The sequence below is a fragment of the Phytohabitans flavus genome, from assembly GCF_011764545.1.
Classification (GTDB): domain Bacteria; phylum Actinomycetota; class Actinomycetes; order Mycobacteriales; family Micromonosporaceae; genus Phytohabitans; species Phytohabitans flavus.
The window spans coordinates 2,023,555-2,043,960 of sequence record NZ_AP022870.1 but is presented as its reverse complement, the minus strand read 5'-3'; the positions used below and the strand labels follow the sequence as shown (position 1 = coordinate 2,043,960).

The 20,406-nt window shown below is 69.7% G+C and carries 16 protein-coding genes and 1 pseudogene; 7 read left to right on the top strand and 10 right to left on the bottom strand.

Annotation, left to right across the window (positions count from 1 at the left end):
* Nucleotides 1–13: 13 nt before the first annotated feature.
* The gene (locus Pflav_RS08620) at nt 14–541 is read left to right on the top strand and encodes a hypothetical protein (protein WP_232071108.1); all 528 of its coding nucleotides are present in this window, start codon (nt 14–16) and stop codon (nt 539–541) included.
* 58 nt (nt 542–599) lie between these two features.
* Here Pflav_RS08620 and Pflav_RS08615 read toward each other — a convergent pair whose 3' ends face one another.
* On the bottom strand, nt 600–1,577 hold the full coding sequence (locus tag Pflav_RS08615; protein ID WP_197938223.1) for a tetratricopeptide repeat protein: 978 nt from the start codon (nt 1,575–1,577) through the stop codon (nt 600–602).
* A 111-nt stretch (nt 1,578–1,688) separates the two neighbouring features.
* Between Pflav_RS08615 and Pflav_RS08610 the strand changes: the two genes are divergently transcribed.
* Genes Pflav_RS08610 through Pflav_RS08600 form a run of 3 tightly spaced genes read left to right on the top strand, consistent with a single transcriptional unit; the run spans nt 1,689 to nt 3,552 of the window.
* On the top strand, nt 1,689–2,198 hold the full coding sequence (locus Pflav_RS08610; protein ID WP_173035183.1) for a sigma-70 family RNA polymerase sigma factor: 510 nt from the start codon (nt 1,689–1,691) through the stop codon (nt 2,196–2,198).
* A complete protein-coding gene (locus tag Pflav_RS08605; RefSeq protein WP_173035181.1) occupies nt 2,195–3,370 on the top strand; it encodes a hypothetical protein in 1,176 nt (391 codons plus the stop codon). The genes Pflav_RS08610 and Pflav_RS08605 overlap by 4 nt, the downstream gene beginning before the upstream one ends.
* Nucleotides 3,349–3,552, top strand: coding sequence for a hypothetical protein (locus Pflav_RS08600; protein WP_173035179.1), 204 nt, complete (start codon nt 3,349–3,351; stop codon nt 3,550–3,552). The genes Pflav_RS08605 and Pflav_RS08600 overlap by 22 nt, the downstream gene beginning before the upstream one ends.
* A 51-nt stretch (nt 3,553–3,603) precedes the next feature.
* Here Pflav_RS08600 and Pflav_RS08595 read toward each other — a convergent pair whose 3' ends face one another.
* Entirely contained in the window at nt 3,604–5,925 is a 2,322-nt protein-coding gene (locus tag Pflav_RS08595; protein ID WP_173035177.1) for an effector-associated constant component EACC1, read from the bottom strand.
* A 1,265-nt stretch (nt 5,926–7,190) separates the two neighbouring features.
* On the opposite strand from Pflav_RS08595, the pseudogene Pflav_RS45130 reads away from it, so the two are divergent.
* A pseudogene (locus Pflav_RS45130) lies at nt 7,191–7,910 on the top strand (AfsR/SARP family transcriptional regulator); the annotation flags it as partial.
* 783 nt (nt 7,911–8,693) lie between these two features.
* Here the strand turns inward: Pflav_RS45130 and Pflav_RS45125 are convergent.
* From Pflav_RS45125 to Pflav_RS08550, 8 genes are all read right to left on the bottom strand, one after another.
* Nucleotides 8,694–9,674 (bottom strand): lysylphosphatidylglycerol synthase domain-containing protein, encoded by a 981-nt coding sequence (locus Pflav_RS45125; RefSeq protein WP_232071106.1) that lies wholly within the window; start codon nt 9,672–9,674, stop codon nt 8,694–8,696.
* On the bottom strand, nt 9,671–11,902 hold the full coding sequence (locus Pflav_RS45120) for a glycosyltransferase (RefSeq protein ID WP_232071104.1): 2,232 nt from the start codon (nt 11,900–11,902) through the stop codon (nt 9,671–9,673). The genes Pflav_RS45125 and Pflav_RS45120 overlap by 4 nt, the downstream gene beginning before the upstream one ends.
* Entirely contained in the window at nt 11,880–12,929 is a 1,050-nt protein-coding gene (locus Pflav_RS45115) for an endonuclease/exonuclease/phosphatase family protein (protein ID WP_173035175.1), read from the bottom strand. Before Pflav_RS45115 ends, Pflav_RS45120 begins: the two co-directional genes overlap by 23 nt.
* 82 nt (nt 12,930–13,011) lie before the next feature.
* Nucleotides 13,012–14,031, bottom strand: coding sequence for a glycosyltransferase family 2 protein (locus Pflav_RS08570; protein WP_173035173.1), 1,020 nt, complete (start codon nt 14,029–14,031; stop codon nt 13,012–13,014).
* Nucleotides 14,032–15,042 (bottom strand): glycosyltransferase family 2 protein, encoded by a 1,011-nt coding sequence (locus tag Pflav_RS08565; protein ID WP_173035171.1) that lies wholly within the window; start codon nt 15,040–15,042, stop codon nt 14,032–14,034.
* A gap of 20 nt (nt 15,043–15,062) precedes the next feature.
* Nucleotides 15,063–16,034: a UbiA prenyltransferase family protein gene (locus Pflav_RS08560; protein WP_173035169.1), complete on the bottom strand. Its 972-nt coding sequence runs from the start codon at nt 16,032–16,034 to the stop codon at nt 15,063–15,065.
* Nucleotides 16,035–16,049: 15 nt separating this feature from the next.
* Nucleotides 16,050–17,081 carry an NAD-dependent epimerase/dehydratase family protein gene (locus Pflav_RS08555; RefSeq protein WP_173035167.1) on the bottom strand — a complete coding sequence of 344 codons (1,032 nt, stop codon included), beginning with the start codon at nt 17,079–17,081 and terminating at the stop codon, nt 16,050–16,052.
* Nucleotides 17,078–18,394: an aspartate aminotransferase family protein gene (locus tag Pflav_RS08550; RefSeq protein ID WP_173042308.1), complete on the bottom strand. Its 1,317-nt coding sequence runs from the start codon at nt 18,392–18,394 to the stop codon at nt 17,078–17,080. The genes Pflav_RS08555 and Pflav_RS08550 overlap by 4 nt, the downstream gene beginning before the upstream one ends.
* Nucleotides 18,395–18,701: 307 nt before the next feature.
* On the opposite strand from Pflav_RS08550, the gene Pflav_RS08545 reads away from it, so the two are divergent.
* Together Pflav_RS08545 and Pflav_RS08540 are read left to right on the top strand one after the other, a co-directional pair.
* The gene (locus tag Pflav_RS08545) at nt 18,702–19,703 is read left to right on the top strand and encodes a glycosyltransferase (protein ID WP_173035165.1); all 1,002 of its coding nucleotides are present in this window, start codon (nt 18,702–18,704) and stop codon (nt 19,701–19,703) included.
* The gene (locus Pflav_RS08540) at nt 19,700–20,404 is read left to right on the top strand and encodes a polysaccharide deacetylase family protein (RefSeq protein ID WP_232071102.1); all 705 of its coding nucleotides are present in this window, start codon (nt 19,700–19,702) and stop codon (nt 20,402–20,404) included. The genes Pflav_RS08545 and Pflav_RS08540 overlap by 4 nt, the downstream gene beginning before the upstream one ends.
* Nucleotides 20,405–20,406 lie beyond the last annotated feature (2 nt).

The following is a 20,406-nucleotide window of genomic DNA, read 5'->3' as shown; positions in this document are numbered from 1 at the left end:
CATGATGGTCGGTATGCCGGTCCGCGCAGTGGCGCTCCCACGGCAGGTAGACCGACGGCTGCGGTCACTGGCGACCATGGAACTCGTCAACATCCCACTCCAGGCCGGACTGTGGTTCGGCTTGGTCGACCTGCCGCTCACGGCGGTGAATCTGGTCGGCTTCAGCGTGTTCGCCCTGCTGCTGGTGCAGGGAGCCGGCTATTGGGCGGCAAAGCTCTCTCAGCTCCGCGGTCGCGGTCGCGGTCTGCCGGGCGAGCGCGCGTTCCGCGCGGCGCTGGCCGTCAATCCGATACTGCTGGCCGCCGCTCTCGCGGTCACGGGACATGCCACAGCCACCGATCCCGGTCGCGACACCTGGCCAGGGCTCGCATTCGCGGCATTCGCGGTCCTGGAGCACATCAACTACTTCCACACGCAGCTGATGCACGACACGTTCGCTGATCTACGTCAGCTGCGCTCGGCGGGCCTGCGACGGTCCCACCTCGCCCGCGACCTGCGGCGAGCCAGGCGCACATCTTCTCAACGACCGCCCGGCACCTGATTCGGCGGCTTCACATAAGGGCTCAGCCTCAGGCGTCACCGCAGGTCGGCAACCCGGGTCAGTCGCCGGCCTGGAACCGGCGGGCTGCCGCTATCCGGTCAGCCGGGAGATCCAGGCCGCCAACGGCGTGTTCGAGTAGCCCGTTGCGGTATCCCGCGTGCGGTACCTCTGGCGCCAGCTCCAGCAGCAGGTCCAGGTCGACGATCGAGCCCTCGGCGCGTGCCCGGTACGCGGCGCCTGCCGCACGTAATGTGACATCCTCCGGCTCATGCTCAAGGCCCTGGCGTACCAGGTCGGCCGCTTGGGCGAAGTCGCCGTCCTCCACGGCTAGATCGGCGAGATCCAGGTAGAGCGACCAGTTCGTCGGGTCCAGCTCCAGCGCCCGCCGGAACGCCGCGGCTGTCTGCCGCTGGTCGCCGAGACGGCGCCACGTCCCGGCGCGGACGACCTCAGTGAACATCACCCGATCGACAGAATCCGCGCGGTCGCACAGGGCCAGCGACGCATCCGTGCGTCCGCAGATCCGCAACAGGATTGCCATGCGAGCCATCGCCTCCGCCGCCGGCTCTCGCTCGCAAACCACGTCGATGGCCCGAAACCACGGCCCCATGCGTTCCCGTGCCGCGTCGTTATCCATCTCAGGGCCGTAGTCGGTGATGTTCAAGGTTGCGTCGGCGAGTCCAGCGGCCGTTACTGCCCCGAGGAATCGTTCGTCGCCGAACCAGGGCGCGGACGCCCACGCGACCTCCGGGCGGTAACCAATCACCGAGCCCAGCCTCTGCGCGGCCTGATCCATGTCACCGTCGAGGAAGTTCAGGTACGCGTCGACCACGAACTGCCACAGGCTGCTTGGCGACGCGACCGTATCCGCCACCACCTCGGGTGACTCCCGGCGCAATTCGGAGAGCAGGTCGTACGGCTCGGGATCGTCCGGGCCCTGCGCGATCGCCTGGGCGAGGTACTTCACCGCCTCGCCAGGTGCACCACCGCAGTGGGCCATGACATGTGCGATCGCCATTGATGCGGACTTCGACACGCCCCGCAGGCTACCTGGATGCTCGGCCGAAATTTGTTGGCGCGTCTGTCGTCAAACGGCAGGGTCGTCAGCGTCCCTCGTAGCGACCCCACTGACCGAAGGGCGCTCAGCGTGACATTCGAGGAGTTCGTCGATGCCCGGCTGATGGCGATCCTGCGCTACGCGATCGTCGTGGCGTGGGATCGTCACCTCGCCGAGGACATCACCCAGAACGTGCTGGCCCGTGCCCAGCCGCGCTGGGATCGCATCAGCCGGACCGGCGTGCCGGAGCTCTACGTCAAGCGCATGATTCTCAACGAGTTCCTCTCCTGGCGGCGGCGCCGTGAGGTCCGCGTGGTCGTGGCAGCGGGCGACCGTATCGAGTCGCTGTCCGCGCCGTTCCCCGATCCCGCCGAGCGTCTCGCCGACCGCGACACCATGATGCGGTTGATCGCGCTCCTGTCGCCGAAGCAGCGCGCCGTGATCGCGTTGCGCTTCTACGAGGACATGTCGATCGACGAGATCGCCGAGCTGACCGGCGCGCGTCCCACCACCGTGCGGACGCATCTGGCCCGGGCGCTGGCCGCATTGCGCGAAGCACTTCCCGCGACAATCCTTTCTACCACCGGGAGCGACACATGAACGACGACCTGGAACGGCTGATTCGCCAGGCACAGGAACGCAAGGCTTTCACCATCGACGACGCGGCCGAGACACGGGCGGCCATTCCGGTGCGGGCTGCAGCCCTCCGCCGCCGGCACCGGAGCGGTATGGTCCTCGGCGGCTCGGTCGCAGTGCTGGTGGCGATCGCGGTCACGGTGCCGATGGTGTTCTTCTCCCCCGACCGGACCTTCCCGGCAGCATCGGCGTCGGCGGATCCGACTGCGCCGCTCAGCACCCCGTCAGACGACCGTATTCGGCTAACCACCCCGTCCCCCACCCCGTCCGACCCCGGTGTTCCGCGAGCCACCGCAGCTGTACCGACGGACGGTGCGGGCAACACGCCGGTGCGCTACACCGCCACCTGGCTGCCCGCCGGGTACAAGGAGCTGCGGCGGAATGCCTACACGACCGAGGTCTCCCGGACCTGGGCCACGACGACCTCCGACGTCGCCAAGTACTCGGTGTCGAGGAAGGCGGTCGAGCTGAGCAGTACGCCGGCCACGATGAGCGAGATGGACCCCGAGAGGGAGCAGCCCGATACCACCACCGCCCCGGTCGACGTCAACGGCGCAGCCGGCGTCTACCGCGCGTACACCAAAATCACCTCGATGACGGTGACCTGGCCGGTCGGCGACATCGTGCTCCAGGTGCACAGCACCGACCCGGCGTTGACCAAGGAGGACGTGCTGCGGATCGCCCGTTCGGTGCAGCCCGACCCAACCGTCACCAACCTCCCGATGCGGGTCGGCTGGACCCCCACCGGCTACGTCAACCAGGGCTTCATCTTCTTCGGCAGCTCCCCCACCGCCTACGACGCCCGCATCACTTTTAACGCCGGCGTGACCACGACGAACCCGATCGGGTCAAGCCAGTTCCACGTCGACATCGGACAGACCACGGTCGCCAGGTCCGGCGGCACCGATGTGATGATCAACGGGCATTCCGGACGAATCTTCGGACCGACCGAACACAACCCCGGCATGGTCACAGACCTGATCGTCGAGGCGGCCCTCGACAACGGCCAGATCCTCACCGTGACAGCTAACTGGGCAACCGGCACCGCCGGGATCGACGAGGACACCCTCCTACAGGTCGCACGCAGCGTCGAGTTCGTCGGTGGCGACACCGGGTGGATCGGCCAGACACCCTAGGCCATACCGTCGTTACGGCGCTGAACCAGCACACCTGCAATTTTCACTACAAGCTTGTAGTCGCCACCCCTGGCAATGACTACAAGCTTGTAGCTATGCACGCCCACCCCGACGACATCGCGCAGACCTACTGGGACCTGCACACCCAGCGCAACCAGCCCGAACACGTCATTGCCCGCTGACCCACCCGCCGCCGCGCCACCGCGCCGCCAGCGTCGCTTGGGGGCAAGCGATCAGGCGGGGAGCCTGATGCGGAAGGCATACAGGCGGGTGACCTGGGTGCTGTTGGAGTTGTCGTCGGTGATCAGGTACAGCAGGCGTGTGCCTACTTCAGGGCCGGCGGTTTCCTCGGGGCCCACGGCCATGCCTTCGACGTTGTCCAGCAAGGGATTCGACTGCGGTTGTCGGGCAGTGACCTGACCAGGGCTGCCGGCCGGACAGGTCCGAAGGTCGAAAAGGAGTGTGCGCGGCACCAACATGTCGGCCGTGTTGTCGGCCAGTGCGCGATCGCCAGTGACGTCCTCGGCGTTGTCGAGTCTGACGTCGTGGACTTGGATGACGTTGCCGAGCCCTTCCACGTACTGCCGCTCCAGGGCGAGGAGCCGATCCTGCCCGACAACAGCAAGCTCCGTTAGGTAGAGCCCTGCGCCGGTCTCGTATGCGTACTGATAATCCGGCGTGTACGTGCCACCTGGTTCGCCGCGGTAGCGCTGAATCCGTAGTCGGTTTCGTCCCCGCTGGTCACTGTCGCCACTGAGCGGCGCCTCCCAGCCCGCATAGAGATAGCGGCCGTCAGGTGTCGCTGCCAACGACTCGATGGTGCGGCCAAACTGCGCGTCGCCGGTCGGCGGGTCCTGTAACATCTGCGGCACGACAATTGGCTTTTCCAGCTCATGACCGGTGCTGATGTCGAAACGCCGGATCGACGGGCCTTTTTCGGAGCTCACGAGCATCGTCTTGTTGCCCCGCTCGATCACCAGGCCTTCGCCGTCGATTCCCTTGCTATACGGCACGCCATTGGTGTCACGTAGAGTGCGACCGACCCCGGCAGAAACATGCAAATCGTCCGGGTTTTCCAATGTCAACGGAAAAACGCGACCGGGCTCGTTGTCCGCAAGGGCGAACCCTTCCGAACTGCCGGTCAATGCGAGCGCCGACAACCCGGTTATCCGTTCGCCACTTACCTCGGTCTTGTCGAGCTGATCGGAATAGCTGAGCAGGGTGGCGTTCGTCGAGCACTGACCGCCTGCGGGCACCGGCACCGCACGGAGCTCGCGCACGCGGTCGATGCCGGGAGGCACGCCGAGCCCGAGAACAATCCCTATCACGATACCCGCGGCAAACACCGGCGAGCGCAGAACCCGCGGACGTGGCGATGGTGGCAGTAGGACCGGGGGGCGTTGAGGGATCCTTGCGATGTTGCGGGTGAAGGGCAGATGGCCGACCTGGTTGTTGTCCAGTTCTCCCGGCACCGGTCGGCTGTCCCTCTTCAGCCGCCTTCGTACCTCCCGGAAAATCACCCCGAGACTGAGCATGAGCTCAGACTCTTGGGGAATACCTTCACGGAGGACGTCCACCAGTTCCCCGGTGAAGACCGTACATTTTTCGGCACTCGGCGCAAGCGCTTTGCGGTTGGGCGCCGTAGCGCACATGAAATACATGCCTTGGACGTCGTCGATGTCAGCATCGGCGCGGATATCGTCCACGGCTTCCGACATTCCACCATCTATCGCAATACCGCTATGGCAGCAGTCGATAATCATGACGACGCGCTGTGCCTGACGACTTTTAGCTATCGCCTGCATGACCGCCTTGAAGCGGACCGAGGTTTCCAGCTCACCCGGTACCGAGTGTGGCAGAGCCAGGTACAGCTCATTTTCGTCGAGATCCTTCAGGCCGTGACCCGCGTAATAGACGATCAGGGTGTCGGCGGCCAGTTCGGACATCTCCCGAATCGGCCGGATCAACTCCGCGGGAGTTCGCGGGTTGTGTACCTTACGTATGCGACCGGGTTCGACGCCCCAGACGTCCTCGTCGGTCAGGACGTCGTAAAGCTGCTCGATGTTGTTGTACACCGCGCGCAGCGATGGCAGTTTTGGATCGTCGTAGCTGTCGATACCGATGAGCACACACGCAGAGTTGGCCGGGTCGATTCGCCCCGTCGGCTTGACACCCGCGCTCCCTGCGGCCGCCGCGATGACCGTTTCGTGCCGCTCCTCCGGTAGCCCAGCACCGCGTAACGCATCGAAGACCGCCCGGGCGTTGTCTCGATGTCCGTCAGGGACGACGAGTTGGAGGGTCGTAGGCCGGTTCAGCGCTTCGCGCCAAACCTGGAGCGCGACCGCCAGCTGGCCCACCGACGCGACTGTGGACACCACAGTCACCACCTCCGCTACGCCCATTTCACCCGGCCGCACCGGCCCGCTTGGGGCGGACACCTTCGCGTGTTTCCGGAGCTCGTGGTCGGCAGCCAAATGGGTGTAAAGCGTTCGCAGATCGTCATGTGAACCGTCGTTGGCGTCGCCCGCTTCGAACCTGAACTCGATGCTGTCCAACGTCTCCCCAGACAAGGTCGACCCAACGGGAACCCCGGCCGACGCCAACTATCGCACAGTTCGGCCATGCGGCGCCGCGCCCGACCGGGTCATCGTTCGCCTACCAAACTACCGAAACCACGACCGTCTACATTCGACGCTCCGGCATCCCCCGCGCTCCGCACACACACGCCGCACTAGAGATCTTTCAGGGTCGGGGTTGCATTCAATTTCTTAAGATGGGTATTTTCCCCGGGTCCGCGTCAGATGTGGACCGCGGTGTAGGCGAAAGATCGTGGTATCCAACCGCCCCCAGAGGGGCCGCTCGGTACCACGATCTGCCAGACGGCGGCCGTCGTAGCGTCGATCAAGGCGAACCGAGCGCCCTTTGGGCGCGTGTCTGTCCTGGATGGACCTGCGCCCAACTGCCGAGCTAGGGCCTGTTTCAAAAGGATTGTCGAGGCGAGCCGGGATCCAGGCGGCGATCCGGCAAGCCGGGGCGCAAGGTCGCATACCGGGCGTGAGCGAGCTTGCGAGCGAACCATCAGGCTCAGTGATGGACACACGACGCTGGCCCGCACCATCAGACGGCCGTTGTAAGCGGCCTTACGCCCGGCGCCGCCGGTCGTCGTCTGGGCCCGGCGCAGCCCGGCAAGGATCTTGAAACAGGCCCTAGGTCAAGGTTGGGCCCAAGCGCGGACCCGGCAGCCAAGGGTCGTGGTCGGCCGACCACGACCCCCGGGGGTGAACTTGCCCAACCGCGAAGGGTGAGGCCGCGGGAGCGACGGTCCGGACCACGACGAACATCGCGGTAGCTCAATGCCCTTGCTTTTGGATCTTCGTCCGTGACACGACGCCGAGGCCCACCCTGACCCCAAAAGCTCCGCCTTCAGCCGTCACGCCGGCGCTAGCCATCGCTACAACTTGATATGAGCACCGTCTTGAGGCCCGCCTACGCACCGCGTCACGCCGCGTGCAGCACGAACCGCGTGGATTACGGCACGTAGCGCCCCGTCGCCCGGGCCCACCATCCCCACCCAACCCGCACGCCAGCGGTTGACAGCCAGCGGAGCCGACGAACCGCCGTTAACACACCGGACACATAGAACGGTTCGGAAGAAGGTTTGATCACAGGAGCCAAGGAGTACTTGAGAACTGCTCAAGTTTCGGTCGAGGTCGATCTCTATAGCGGGAAGGATCTAGACCAGGCCGCTAACTGACAGCACTGTGTCCGATGTGGTGAGTAACCAGATCGCTCCGTCAGGGTCGGGATCCGGTGATGCCTGATGGAGCTCCGATTGCTTGGACCCGTGGAGTTGCACGCCGGTGGTCGGGCGTTGTCGGGCGGGCGCCCACAGCAGCAGGTGCTGCTCGCGGTGCTGGCCGTGGACAGCGGACGGCTCGTGTCGGCGGAGACGCTGATGGATCGGATGGCCGGACCGGTGCCCGCGAGGCGGAGCACCAGGTTGCTGCACACGCACGTCACGCGCATCCGGCGCGCGCTCGAAGAGGCCCAGGCCGCCGACGGTACGACGGTCCGGCTGGCTCGGCGCGCCGGCGGATACGTGCTGGAGATGCCGCCGCACCAGGTCGACGTGCACCAGTTCAACCTGCTGGTACGGCAGGCGACCCGCGCCGGCCGGCCCGCCACGGCGCAGGTCGCCCTGCTCCGCGAGGCGCTGGACCTGTGGCGGGGCGAGCCGCTCGCCGGCCTGTCCGGGCCGTGGGTGGAGGCGACCCGGCAGGTACTGCGCGAGCAGCGGCTCAGCGCGGTCATCGCCTGGGCCCGTTCCGCACTCGACGCCGGGGACGCGCCGGCCGTGATCGGTCCGCTGGTCCAGGAGCTTGTCGAGTACTCGCTCGCCGAGCCCCTCGTGGCGGTGCTGATGCGCGCGCTGGCCGCCACCGGCCGCGCCGCCGAGGCGCTGACGCACTACGCGGCCGTACGGCACCGGCTGGCGCAGGAGTTGGGCGCCGATCCCGGTACCGAGCTTCAGGCGATCCACCGGGCGATCCTGCGCGGCGAGGGGACGCAGGAGGCGCGGGCGATCCGGGTCACGCCGGCGCAGCTGCCGGCCGGGGTACGCGCGTTCACGGGCCGCACGCGCGAGCTGGAACGGCTTGACGCGCTCCTCACCGGCACTGGCGCCGCCGCCCCGGCCGAGGTGCCCGTCGCCGTCCTCTCCGGGGTCGCCGGGGTGGGCAAGAGCGCGCTGGCGATCGAGTGGGCCCACCGCGCCGCGGACAGGTTTCCGGACGGGCAGCTCTACGTCAACCTCCGCGGGCTGGACCCCAACAACGCACTCGCGCGGCTCCTCAGGGCACTGCGGCTGGACGGCCCGGGTGTCCCGGGCGACTTGGAGGAACGGGCCGCGTACTACCGCAGCGAGGTGGCCGGGCGCGGGCTGCTCATCGTGCTGGACGACGCCGTGTCGAGCGAGCAGGTGCGCCCGCTGCTGCCCGGTACCCCGACCTCGGCGGTGCTGGTGACGAGCCGGGACCGGCTCGCCGGCCTGGTGAGCGTGCACGGCGCCCACCGGCTCGACCTCGGCCCGCTCCCCCACGCCGACGCGGTGGCGCTGGTACACCGGTTGATCGGCCCGCGGCTGGTACACGAGAGCGAGTCGGTCGCCATCGACGCGATGGTCCGCAACGGGCTGAGCCGCCCGCTGACCCTGCGGGTGGCGGCGGAGCTGGGGGCCGCGCGGGTCACGCCGTCGCTGGTCGAGCTGCTGACCGAGCTGGCCGACCAGGACCGGCTCAACCTGCTGGACGCGCACGCGCCGCCCTCACCCGGCGGTTGCGGGCGGCGCGGCGACCGCACGGTACCGACGCCGGTGCATGTGCTGCGACACCAGCAGGCCGACCGCGCCAACGGTGGCCCCGCTCAACGTGCTGACCAGGCGGCTGGCCAGGACGACGGTGGTCGCGACCGACAGTGGCATAACGGTCGCCAGCCCGACCGCGAGGACCGCTTCGCGGACGCCGAGCCCGTCCGGCGCGATCATCACGACGATGCCGGCGGTGGTGGCCACCGCGAAGCCCGCGACACAGACTAGGTACGACTTGGCGGGCGGCGCGCCCGCGGCGACGGCCAGCAGCCACACGTGGTGCCCCGAGACCACCCAAGAGAGCGTTTGCGCGACGATCGCCTTGCGGACGCCGCCGTTCGAGGCGGAGACGTCCGGATCGGGACGGCGCAGCAGCCGGGCTCCCGTCCGGATGCCCCAGTTGAGCAGGCCCGGGCGCACCATCAGCGCTACCGTCGGCACCGCCGCCGCGATCAGCCAGCCGGTGCTCAGCCCGGCGGCCGCCGGCCCGGCCGCGAGGCCGAGGGTCAGCCCGGTCAGCGCGACGACGGACCAGCTCAGCACGAACACGGACGCCAGCCGGATCGGCCCGATGTCGATCGCCTTGCCCATGCGTACCAGCACCGGCAGGGCGATGAGGCGGCCCGGTACGAACTTCGTGAGGAAGCCGACGAAGAACAGGCGCGAGGACGTCCACACGTCCACCCGCGCGCCGAGGTCCACGAAGAGCGCCCGCCACGACATGACACCCAGCAGGAGCCCGCAGGCGTCGACCAGGAACGCCGAACTGAGCGCGAGGGCGATCTCGCCGGGGCTGAGCCGCGCGGCAAGCTCCGCCACGGGCGTCCAGTCCTGGCTCCGCACCATCAGCACCAGGCCCACGCAGAGCAGCCCCACGAAGGCGAGCGTCACCGTACGGTCGAGCACGCGCCGCCAGCGCGGCGCCGGCCGCCCGGTCACCGCTGCCGCCCCGGTCGCACCGTGGCCGCGACGGCTCCGGCGAGCATCCCGACGATCTGGGTGGTGTGCATCAGGAAGTGCATCGGGATGAAGTACAGGAGGAACGGGCTCCCCTTCTCCCGCCGGACGAAGCCCCACAGCCGCCGGTCGATGGTCACGAAGACCACCACCAGCGCCAGCGGTACGAGCAGCAGCCAGCCGGAGACGACCGCCAGCGGGAGCGCGACCACCGCCAGCGCGCAGCTCACCATGCACGCGACCGTGGCGACGTCGACGCCGCGCGAGCCCCGGTCCGGCCCCGGACGCGCGCGGCCCAGCAGCAGCCGCGCGACGAGCGCCCCGTAGTTGCGGGCGCGGCCCACGTGCTCGGACATGTACGGCCAGAACCTGTCCACGTCGTCGTGCCGGCCGAGCACCCGGTCGCTCATCCAGATCGCGTACCGGGCCGGCAGGCGGGTGCCGAACTCGATGTCCTCGGCGTCGCGCATCTTCTCGTCGAAGCCGCCGACCTCCTCGAAGACCCGCCGCGGCACGGCCGTCAGCGCGAACAGGGTCGCGTCGACCACACCGGCGCTCCGCTGCCGCCAGTAGTGCTCGAACAGCGTCTTGTACGCCTCCACAGGCCCGTCCGGGAAGAGCGGTTGCGCTTCGTAGATGCCTTGTACGACCCCGCGGTCGGGGCGTTCGCGGAGGAGGCCTACCGCGTTGGCGACGGCGTCGGTGGCGAGCGCGATGTCCGAGTCGACGAAGAACAGCACATCGCCGGTGGCGGCTGCCGCGCCCGCGTTGCGCGCCGCCGAGACACCGCGGTTGGCCTCGAACGCCACCAGCCGGCAGGGGAACTCGGCGGCGATCGCGCGGGAGCCGTCGGTGCTCGCGTCGTCCACGACGATGACCTCGAACGGCGGGTGTCCTTGCCGGTACACCGACTCCAGGCAGGCGCGGAGCGTCTTCGCCTTGTTGTAGTTCGGGATGATCACCGATACCCGGGTGTCGGGGTCGTCGGTGGCCGGTGCGGGCTCGGCCTGGGCGGCGGGCGGTCGCGGTGTCCCGTACCGCTGCCACAGTGCGCGGCCCAGCCGCTGACCCGGCACCTCGACAAGCCGGTGCGAGAGGTAGGAGATCGGCAGCACCACCGCGAACACCGCGGCGAAGGCCGCGACCTGCCACCACCACGCCGCGCGCCCGGCTTCCTCCAGCATCGGCAGCAGCATCAGAATCACTCCCATGTGCAGCAGGTAGATGGAGTAGCTGGTGACGCCGACCACGGCCAGCGGGCGCGGGATCAGCCGGTCGCGCACGAGCGGCGCGAGGACGAAGAGCAGCACCCCGGAGACGAGCCCGGTGAACCACACCCGGGCCGCCGCGCCGGGCGGCAGCTCCGACAGGTACGACAGTCCGCCGCCGGCCCACCCGGTGACCGCCGCGGCGGCGAGCAGCGTGCCCACCGCGAGGAGCGCGCGCCGCCGAGCCTGGTAGAGGGCGGCGCCGGTGAACATCATGGCGAGGATGACCAGGCCCCAGCCGTCGGCGTGCTGAGTTCGGGCGGTGAGCGCCAGGATCGCCAGCACCAGTACGCCCGCGCCCGCCGCGGCGACCGCTCGGCCGCCGCGCAGGGCGGCCCACAGCCCTGCCGCCAGGACCGCCACCGCCACGGCGACGAACCACCCGGTGCGCGGCAGCGGCACCGGCCCGAGCAGCCGCTGGGCGAGGGTGACCACGATGGCCAGCGCGCCAAGGGCGATCGCGGTCTCGGCGCCGCGCCTGTGCAGGCCGAACCGGTACGCGGCGGTCACCAGCGCGTAGAACGCCACCTGGTAGCTGAGCGTCCAGAGCACGACGAGCAGCCCGGGTACGCCCAGCAGGTTCTGGAGCAGTGTGAGGTTGGCCAGCAGCATCATGCCCGGCTGGCGCCACAGCTCGCCCGGCAGCGGAGCCACACCGGCGAGGCTGGCCGCGATCGCCGCCACGGCCACGACGATCCACATCGGATAGAGGCGGAAGGCCCGGCTGACCCAGAACCGGGCGGGGCTGCCGCCGCGCTCCAGCGAGGCTGGTATCACGTACCCGGTGACCAGGAAGATCACCGCGAGGCCGAAGGCGCCGATGTGCGCCACCTGCATCAGCCCCGCCCAGACACTGTGGAACGCCATGAACGTCACGTGGTCCACGACCACGGCGATGATGGCGACGCCGCGGACGGCGTCAAGCCACCGTTGACGTGTCACGGTGACACCGCCGTGTACTGGAGGCGGTGGTCGGAGAGGCCGGCGGGGTCGCGCAGCTGGTACCGGTGCACCTGCACGCCGGGCGAGACGAGTGCCCAGTCCAGCCGCCACCAGAGGGGAAGTTGTCGCCGCCGACCGGCCACGACGCGGGGTAGAACGCGCCCCCGGCCTCAGCCGCGTCGCGCAGCCCGGCGGGGAACCGCTCGCGCTCCCCCATCGCCGACGTCGTGTTCATGTCGCCAGCCACGAACACCGGGTTGGGGTTCGCTTCGACGTCCCGTGCCAGGGCGGCCAGCTGCGGCCCGCGCTGGCCGTGCAGGTCGCGGATCGTGTTCCAGAACTGCGCGCTGAACGGGCTCGGCCCACCGATCCACAGTGGAGTCGGAATGTGCGCGTTGTAGACGGAGAGGACCCGGTCGCCGACGCGGAGGTCGGTACGGAGGGTCTTGTAGCGCCAGAAGTCGGGGAAGTCGGAGTCCGGCGGCACGGGCGCCCCGGGCGCGTCGAGGCCGTACTGGGCGACGATCGGGTACCGGGACAGCGTAATCAGCTCGCCGGCGACCGCCACGTGGTAGTCGGGCATCCGTTGCCGGAGCGTCTCCAGCTCGTCCACCCGGACCGGTACGCCATCGGGGTAGTACAGGTACTCCTGGAGCAGGTAGACGTCGGCCTCCTGCCTAGCGAGCAGGGCGTAGAAGTCGCCCTCTTCACCGGGCTCGTGCCAGTAGCCGGTGTTCCACGAGACCACCCGCACGCCGTCGGGCGGGACCGGCCCGCCTCCCCGCAGCGCCCCGAGCGGGTTGAACCCGGCGAGGCTGACCCCGATGGCCAGCGCGCCGGCGCAAAGCACGGCCGCGTTGCGCCGCGAGCAGCGGAACGGGAGGGCCACCAGCGTGAGCAGCACCGGTACGGCGACGAACAGGAACGGCGGCAGCAGGTCCGCCGGGCGCCACCACCACAGCCGTCCACTCACGACTAGCTGGGCGACGACGAAGAGCAACCACAGTGCCGGAGCACCGGTGAGCACCACGCGTACGGGGCGTCGCCAGTTCCAGCCGACCGGAGGGAGACCGTCACCCGGACAGCCTCGCGGACGGCGGTCTGGCTCGTCACGCCGGTACCTTGCTCGGGAACGTCGTGTCGTAGAGCCCCCGGAACGGACGGGACACCGCCCACTGCACAACGCCCACCCCGAGCCCCGCGGCGATCGTCGCGTTGACCGCGAAGTGCGTGGCGGCGAAAAAGATCAGGAACGGTACGCCCTTGCGGCGACGCACGAACCCGTACATGCCGTGGTCGACCGCGATCGACGCGGTGAGCAGGGCGGCCGGCGCGATCAGCCACAGTGGACCGAAGAGCAGCGGCAGCGCCAGCGCGGGCAGGGTTGCCAGCGCGGCGAGCGTCCCGTAGGCACGCGTGGCGGTCTCGAAGCCCGTCGCCGACTCGCGCGCCTTGGCGTACAGCGGCACCCGCAGCCGCGCCCGGTGGAAGAGCTTGCGCAGCAGTGGCCGGAGCGCGTGGTCGGGGTCGTGGCGGCCGCGCACGGCGCTGGTCAGCCGGATCCGGTACCGCCGGGACAGCCGGTACGCGTAGTCGACCTCCTCGGTCTGCGCGAGCCCCTCGTTGAACGGGCCGATCTCCTCGTAGACCGCCCGTGGGATCGCGAGTATCGCCGGGAAGAGCACCGTCACGTCACCCTCGCCGCTCACCGACCAGTAGTGGTACTGAAGCCCGCGGTACCGGGCCACGGGCGTGTCGTGCAGCAGCGGCTCGGGGTCCTGGAGCCCGCACACGGCGCCCAGCCCTGACTCGTCGCTCAGGGTAGCCACCGCCCGCTCGACCGCGTCCGGCGCGAGCGCCAGGTCGGAGTCCACATAGAACAGGATCTCGCCGGTGGTGTGCGCCGCGCCGACGTTGCGCCCCCGACCGCACCCGCCGTTGTCGGTCAGCGCGACCACGCGCACGCCGTGCGCCCGCGCGACCGCTACCGAGTCGTCGGTGCTCGCGTCGTCGACGACGACCACCTCGATGTTCGGGTAGGTCTGTGCCTGGATCGCGCGCAAGCAGAGGCCGAGCGAGTCGGCGTAGTTGTAGTTCGGCACGACCACCGACACGAGCGGAGTCTCCACTCAGCCCACCTCCGCCGGCCGGTCGTACAGGCGGCGGAACCGGCGGGAGAAGAGCACGCGGAGGACGCCGACGGCCGCCGCGGTGGCCATGACGAGGTTGAGGAAGAGGTGCATGGCGACGAAGTAGACGAGGAAGATCGGGCTGCGCAGGCGCGCGACGAACCGGTACATCGGCCAGTCGCAGCCGAGGTAGACCGCGAAGACGCCGAGCGGCACCAGCGCCCAGATCGGGCCGAAGACGATCGGCAGCACCAGCGTCAGCACCGTGAGCAGCGCCGCCACGCTCCCCCACGCCCGCGGGCCGCTACTGAGCCCGCCGGGGAAGTCCGGCTTGTTGGCGTACATCGGGATGTGCAGCATGGCCCGGGTGAAGGCCTTCCGGACCAGCTCGCGCAGGTCGTGGTCGTGGTCGTGCACGCCGCGCAGGGCCGGGGTGAGCAGGATCTCGTACCGTTGGGCGAGCCGGAGGCCGTAGTCGGCGTTCTCCGTCTCGCGCAGGCGCGGGTTGAACGGACCGACCTCGGCGAAGACCTCGGCCCGCATCGCCAGCAGCGCGGTGTAGAGCGTGTAGATCCGCCCCTCGTCGGCGATCAGCCAGTACGACTGCTGGAGGCACCGGTACTCCTCCACCAGGCTGTCCCGGATCAGCGGCACCGGGTCGTAGTTGCCGCAGACCGCGCCGAGCTCGGGCCGGGTCCGCAGCAGCTCGACCGCGTTGGCGACCGCGTCGGGCTTGGCCGCCACGTCCGAGTCCACAAAGAACAGGATCTCGCCGCGGGCGTGCGCCGCGCCGAGGTTGCGCGCCACCGCGGGTCCACCGTTGGCCGGGGTACTGACCACCCGGACGCCGAAGGACTCGGCCACGGCGACGGAGTCGTCCGTGGAACAGTCGTCGACGACGATGATCTCCAGGTTGGGGTGGGTCTGCGCGCGGAGTGCGGTGAGGCAAAGTTTCAACGCCCGGGCGTAGTTGTAGTTCGGGACCACGACCGAGACGAGTGGTTCGGACACGAGGGTTCCACCTTCTCGATTCAGGAGCTGGACTCGACGATGAGGGCGGTGAGCACCGCCGCTCCGAGCAACAGCGCGTCCGCGATGAGCAGCCGGTCGCGCATGAGGGTGCGTACTGGGTCGGCGCCGCGGCGCCGGACCAGTACCGACTGGAGGTAGCGGAAGACGCCGAACAGGGCCAGCGGCGCGGCGAGCGCCGGCAGGAGGTTGTGGAGGTCGCCGATCGGGGCGTCGTGCCGCAGGTACAGCAGGAAGCTGAGCACGGCGAGGATGGCGCTGACGGCCAGCACCTGGTCCAGCAGCGCGACGTTGTACCCGCGCAGCGCCGGCCGGTGCGCCGTACCGGCGGTGGTCAGCTCGTGCCGCCGCTTGCCGGCGATGAGCACCATGCATCCGGTGAGCACGGCGACGAGGAACCAGCCGGAGAAGTCACCGCCGGTCGCCGCGTACCCCTGAAGCACCCGCAGCCCGAAGCCGGCCGAGACCACGCAGATGTCCACCAGCGGGACGTGCTTGAGCCAGCGGCTGTACGCGAGGTTCAGCGCGACGTACGCGGCCAGCGGCCACAAGTGCATCGTGGGCCCGGCGAACGCCGCCATGCACAGCAGCAGGGCGAGTGCCCCGGCGTAGATCCGCGCGCCCGACGCCGAGATCCGCCCGCTGGCGATCGGTCGCATCCGCTTGGCCGGGTGCGCGCGGTCCAGGTCCCGGTCGGCGATGTCGTTGATCACGTAGACCATCGACGAGGCCAGGCAGAACACGATCACGGCCCATCCGGTACGCAGCAGCGCGCCGGCGTCCCAGCTCGCGCCGCTGGCCGCCGCGAGTGGTATCACCAGCACGTTCTTGGTCCACTGCACCGGCCGGGCCAGCGTCACCAGGTCGGCCCAGATCCGTGCCAGCCGGCGCGTGCCACGCCGTGCCGGCTCTATCGGTACCTCGACGGGAACCTTGTCCGGAATACCCTCCGCCGCCACCGCCTCGGTGGTCATCCTCAGCCCTCCCCCTCAGAAGAAGACCTTGGCGGCGGCGAGTACGCCCTGCCGCCACGGGTCCTGGCTGGTGCGCCCACCGTTCGTTGTGGTCGCTTGCTCGGCCCGCCCGCGCCACGACTCGAACGCCTGAAGGATGGCGTCCTGGTTGGAGCGGCGTGGCACGAAGCCGAGCCGCTCGGTGGCCTTGCGGGTGTCTACATAGGAGTCGGCCATGAGCTTGTGCAGGAGGCGTCCGTACACCGGTGAGAGCCGGGCGCGCTCGAGCAGGCCGAGCGCGGCGCGGGCCGGGCGGGCGGGGAGCGCGACGACGCGCTTGCCGTGCCCGGCGGCGTCGAGCACCGCTTGGAAGTCCTGGCGCAGCGAGCCGAACTCGACCGCCGCGATGTTGTACGTGTCGTTCGCCACGCTCGCCGGCGCGGTCAGTACGAGCGTGATCGCCTCGACGAGGTCGGCGACGTGCAGCATCTGGATGCGGACCGAGCCGTCACCCAGCACCGGGAAGTTGCGCCCCTCGTGCGCCCACTGGAAGAGCATCGAGAACAGGCCCATCCGCCCCGGTCCGAGGAACGTCTTGGGGCGCAGTACCGGTACGACCGCGCCGGTGTCCCGGTGGGCGACGGCGAGCTGCTCCGCCTCCACCTTGGCCCGGCTGTACGGGTCGACCGGCGCGTACCCGTAGTCCTCCCTGGTCGGCACCCGGTCGGGCAGGCCGTACACCGCGGTGGAGGAGATGTGGACGACCCGCGGCACCTTCGCGGCGGCAGCCGCGGCGAGCACGGTACGAGCACCGTCCACTGTGATCGACTGGATCTGCTCGACCGGGTAGCTCGGCAGCGCGGCGGCACAGTGGACGACCGCGCCGGCGCCCGCCATCGCCTCGCCCAGCACGCTCGCGTCGCGGATGTCGCCGGTCACGTGCCGGTACCCGGGCCGGTCGTCGCCGGGCCGCAGGTCGACACCGACCACGTCGTACCCGTCGCCGGCCAGCCGCTCCACCACCGACGCGCCCAGCATGCCGCGGGCGCCGGTGACCACCACGCTCACCACAGCGAGCTGAGCTTCTGCGCGGCGAAGCGGGTCAGCAGCTTGGTGATGCCCTGGCCGAGTACCGCGTCGAGGGCGTCCAGGAAACGGTCGACCTCGTCCGGCTCGACGATCAACGGCGGGCCCACGATCAGCGGGTTGTCACCGTTGAGCGCGTAGTAGCTGTAGATGTCGTGGTCCTGGTAGAGCGCGTTGACCACGGCGGCGGTCACCAGCTTGGCGCGGAAGCGGGGGTCGCGGGCCAGGCCGCCGGGCGCGATCTTCGCGGCGAGGTCCAGCACCCTCGGCCCGCCTCCGATGGAGACGCCCCACAGCGCGCCGGCGCCGGCTACCCGGGCCACCTCGTCCGGGTGCTCCTTGGCGATGCGCTTCAGGCCGGGGGCGAGCTGCTCCTCGATCCGCCGGGCCCGCCCGGGGTAGTCGTCCTCGACGGCGATGTTGACCGCCTCGATCGCGGTGGCGCACTCCTCGCCGAAGCCGTAGTACGTGGTGGACGTGGAGTGCAGGAGCGCGTCGGTGGCGTTGTCGTACGCCTTGCGGAACACCGGTTGCCGCGCCACGTACGCCGAGATCGACGACTTGCCGCCGCCGAACGACTTCGACGTGGTCACCACGTCCGGTACGAGGCCCGGGTACCGCATGAAGTAGAACAGGCTGCCGGTCTTGCCCCAGCCGGTGTAGATCTCGTCGAAGATGAGCACGATGTCCTCGGCGGTGCAGAGCTCGCGCAGGCCGCGTAGGAACTCCTCCGAGCACCAGTTCACAGTGGACGCGCTGAACGGCTCGATCAGGATGGCGTACACGTCGCCCTTGTGCGCGGCCACCGCGGCGCGTACCGAGTCGAGGTCGCCGTAGGTGAAGGGGACCGCGCCGGAGATGCCGGGGAAGGCGAAGTGGCCCCGCGAGGCGCCGGTGAGGGTCCCCGAGCCGAGCAGCTTGCCGTGGAAGCTGATGTCCGCGTGCAGGACCGTGTGCCGCCGCCCGCCGTGGTACTTGTACGCCAGCTTGACCGCGCCCTCCACCGCCTCGGCGCCGGAGTTGGGCAGGAACGACATATTGAGGTCGCCGGGGAGCAGTTCGGCCAGGTTGTGCCCTAAAGCAGCCACATACGGGGAGAAGTAGGTTTTGTGCACCTCCATCCGCCGCCGCTCGGCGAACCGCTGCCGGACATCCAGGATGCGCGGGTGGTTGTGGCCGTGGTTCAGTACGCCGACACCGCCGGTGAAGTCGAGGATCCGGCGACCGTCCCGCAAGTGGAGGTAGGCGCCCTCGGCCCGCTCGACCAGCTCCCGACCGAAGCCGAAGGAGGTCATGAGGTTCACCTGGCTGCGGTTGACGAAGCGGCGGTACAGGTCGTGGACCTGCCCCACCGTCAGATCGTCACAGTCTTCGACACTGAGCAAAGTCGACACTCGCCTGTCACCCTTCGTCCGGCCCGGCGGCACCCAGGCATGTACCGGGATGGATTCTTCGGCCCGAGACTCGACATCGACTCAACGCGATGTTGACAGGCACTGAACCGGCCGGTGCGACGCCTGTCGATGTCCCCGGGCGGTCCGATAGCGTGACGCCGGCATCCGATGGAACGCGCATTCCTTCTCGGCAAGGCGGTACGTGTAGATGAGCCGAACCATCTCCGTCGTCGTCCCGGCCTACAACAGCGAGCGGACCCTGCGGGCGTGCCTCGCCGCGATCCTGGCCCAGACCCGCGGACCGGACGAGGTCGTCGTCGTCGACGACGCGAGCACCGACCGGACCCGCGAGATAGTGCGGGAGTTTCCGGTGACGCTGATCGAGTCATCGGTCAACCGCGGCCCGTCCGCCGCCCGAAACACCGGGATCCGGGCGACCAGCGGCGACATCCTGTTCTTTGTGGACGCTGACTGCGCGCTCTCCGGCGACGCGATCGAGAATGCCGTGCGCATCCTCGAGGAGACGCCCGACGTCTCCTGCGTACACGGGATGTACCTGACCGAGCCGCTGTTCGACGACGGGCCGGTCGAGGCGTACAAGCTGTTGCACGCACACTACTGGCGCCTGCGCAACGTGGGACGGGTGCGTACGGCGATATTCGCGGTGTGCGCCATCGAGCGGGCGGTCTTCGCGGACGTCGGGCTCTTCGACGAAAACCTGCGGGCGTCCGAGGACGTGGAGCTCAGCGACCGGATGGCCGACCGGTACGGGATCCTGCTGACCCCGGAGGTGACCTGCCGGCACGACGACGACAGCGAGCTCTGGCCCATGCTGCGCAAGCAGTTCGGCCGCTCCCAGCTCCTGGTCCCGGTGGCTGTGCGAGAGCGGGGACCGGCCGGGATCCGGGCCAACCGCGCGAGCGGCCTGCTGGCGGCCGCGCTGACCGTGGCGACGCTCCCGCTCGGCGCGCTGGCCGCACCACTGTTCGCGCTCCCGATCGCCTTCGCGCTGCTGTTCGCCGTCACCGACCCCGGGCTGGCCCGCTTCGTGCTGCGCCGCCGCGGCCCGGCGTTCCTCGCCTTCTTCCTGGCGATCCACTTCCTCGTGCAGCTCACGATCGTCGCCGGCGCCGCCACCGGCGCGCTCCGGTTCCTGCGGCGGCGGGACTTCGGCCCGTCGCGTGACGTCCGGCTGGAGGCGTCACGGTGACCCGTCCGCTGCCGTACCTGTGGGCGCGGTCGCTGGAAGCGCTGCTGCTCGGGGTCCGCGCCCACCGCCGGCGCCGCCCGTTCACGCCCGGACGGCGGGCCTGGCCGCTCTTCAACGCGGAGACCGGCGCGGTCGCGCTCACCGTCGACGACGGGCCCGACCCTCGCTGGACGCCGGCTTTGCTCGACGTGCTCGCCCGCCACGAGGTGCCGGCCACGTTCTTCCTCATCGGCGCCCGTACCGCCGAGCAGCCCCGCCTGGCCCGGCGCATCGCGGAGGCCGGGCACGCGATCGGAAACCACTCGATGCACCACCCGCAGCCGTTCGCGGCCCTCGACGCCGCGCGGCAGCGGGCCGAGATAGGCGAGACGCAGGAGCGGATCGCCGACGCCGTGGGGCAGCCGCCGCGGCTGTTCCGCGCGCCGGGCGGTGGCTGGTCGAGGACCGTACTCGGCGTCGCCGCCGAACACGGCCTGACCGCCGTCGACTGGACCGTCAACCCCAGCGACTGGAAGGAGCCGGGCGTGCCGCACATCACCCGGGTACTGTCCCGCAGCGGCCCCGGTCACATCCTGCTCTGCCATGACGGGGGCGGCGACCGGTCGCAGACGATCGCCGCGCTGGACAGGGTGATCCCCCTGCTGAAAGAGCGCGGGCTGCGGTTCGTTCCGGTGCCGGCGCGCGACGCGGCGGTGGCGTGACC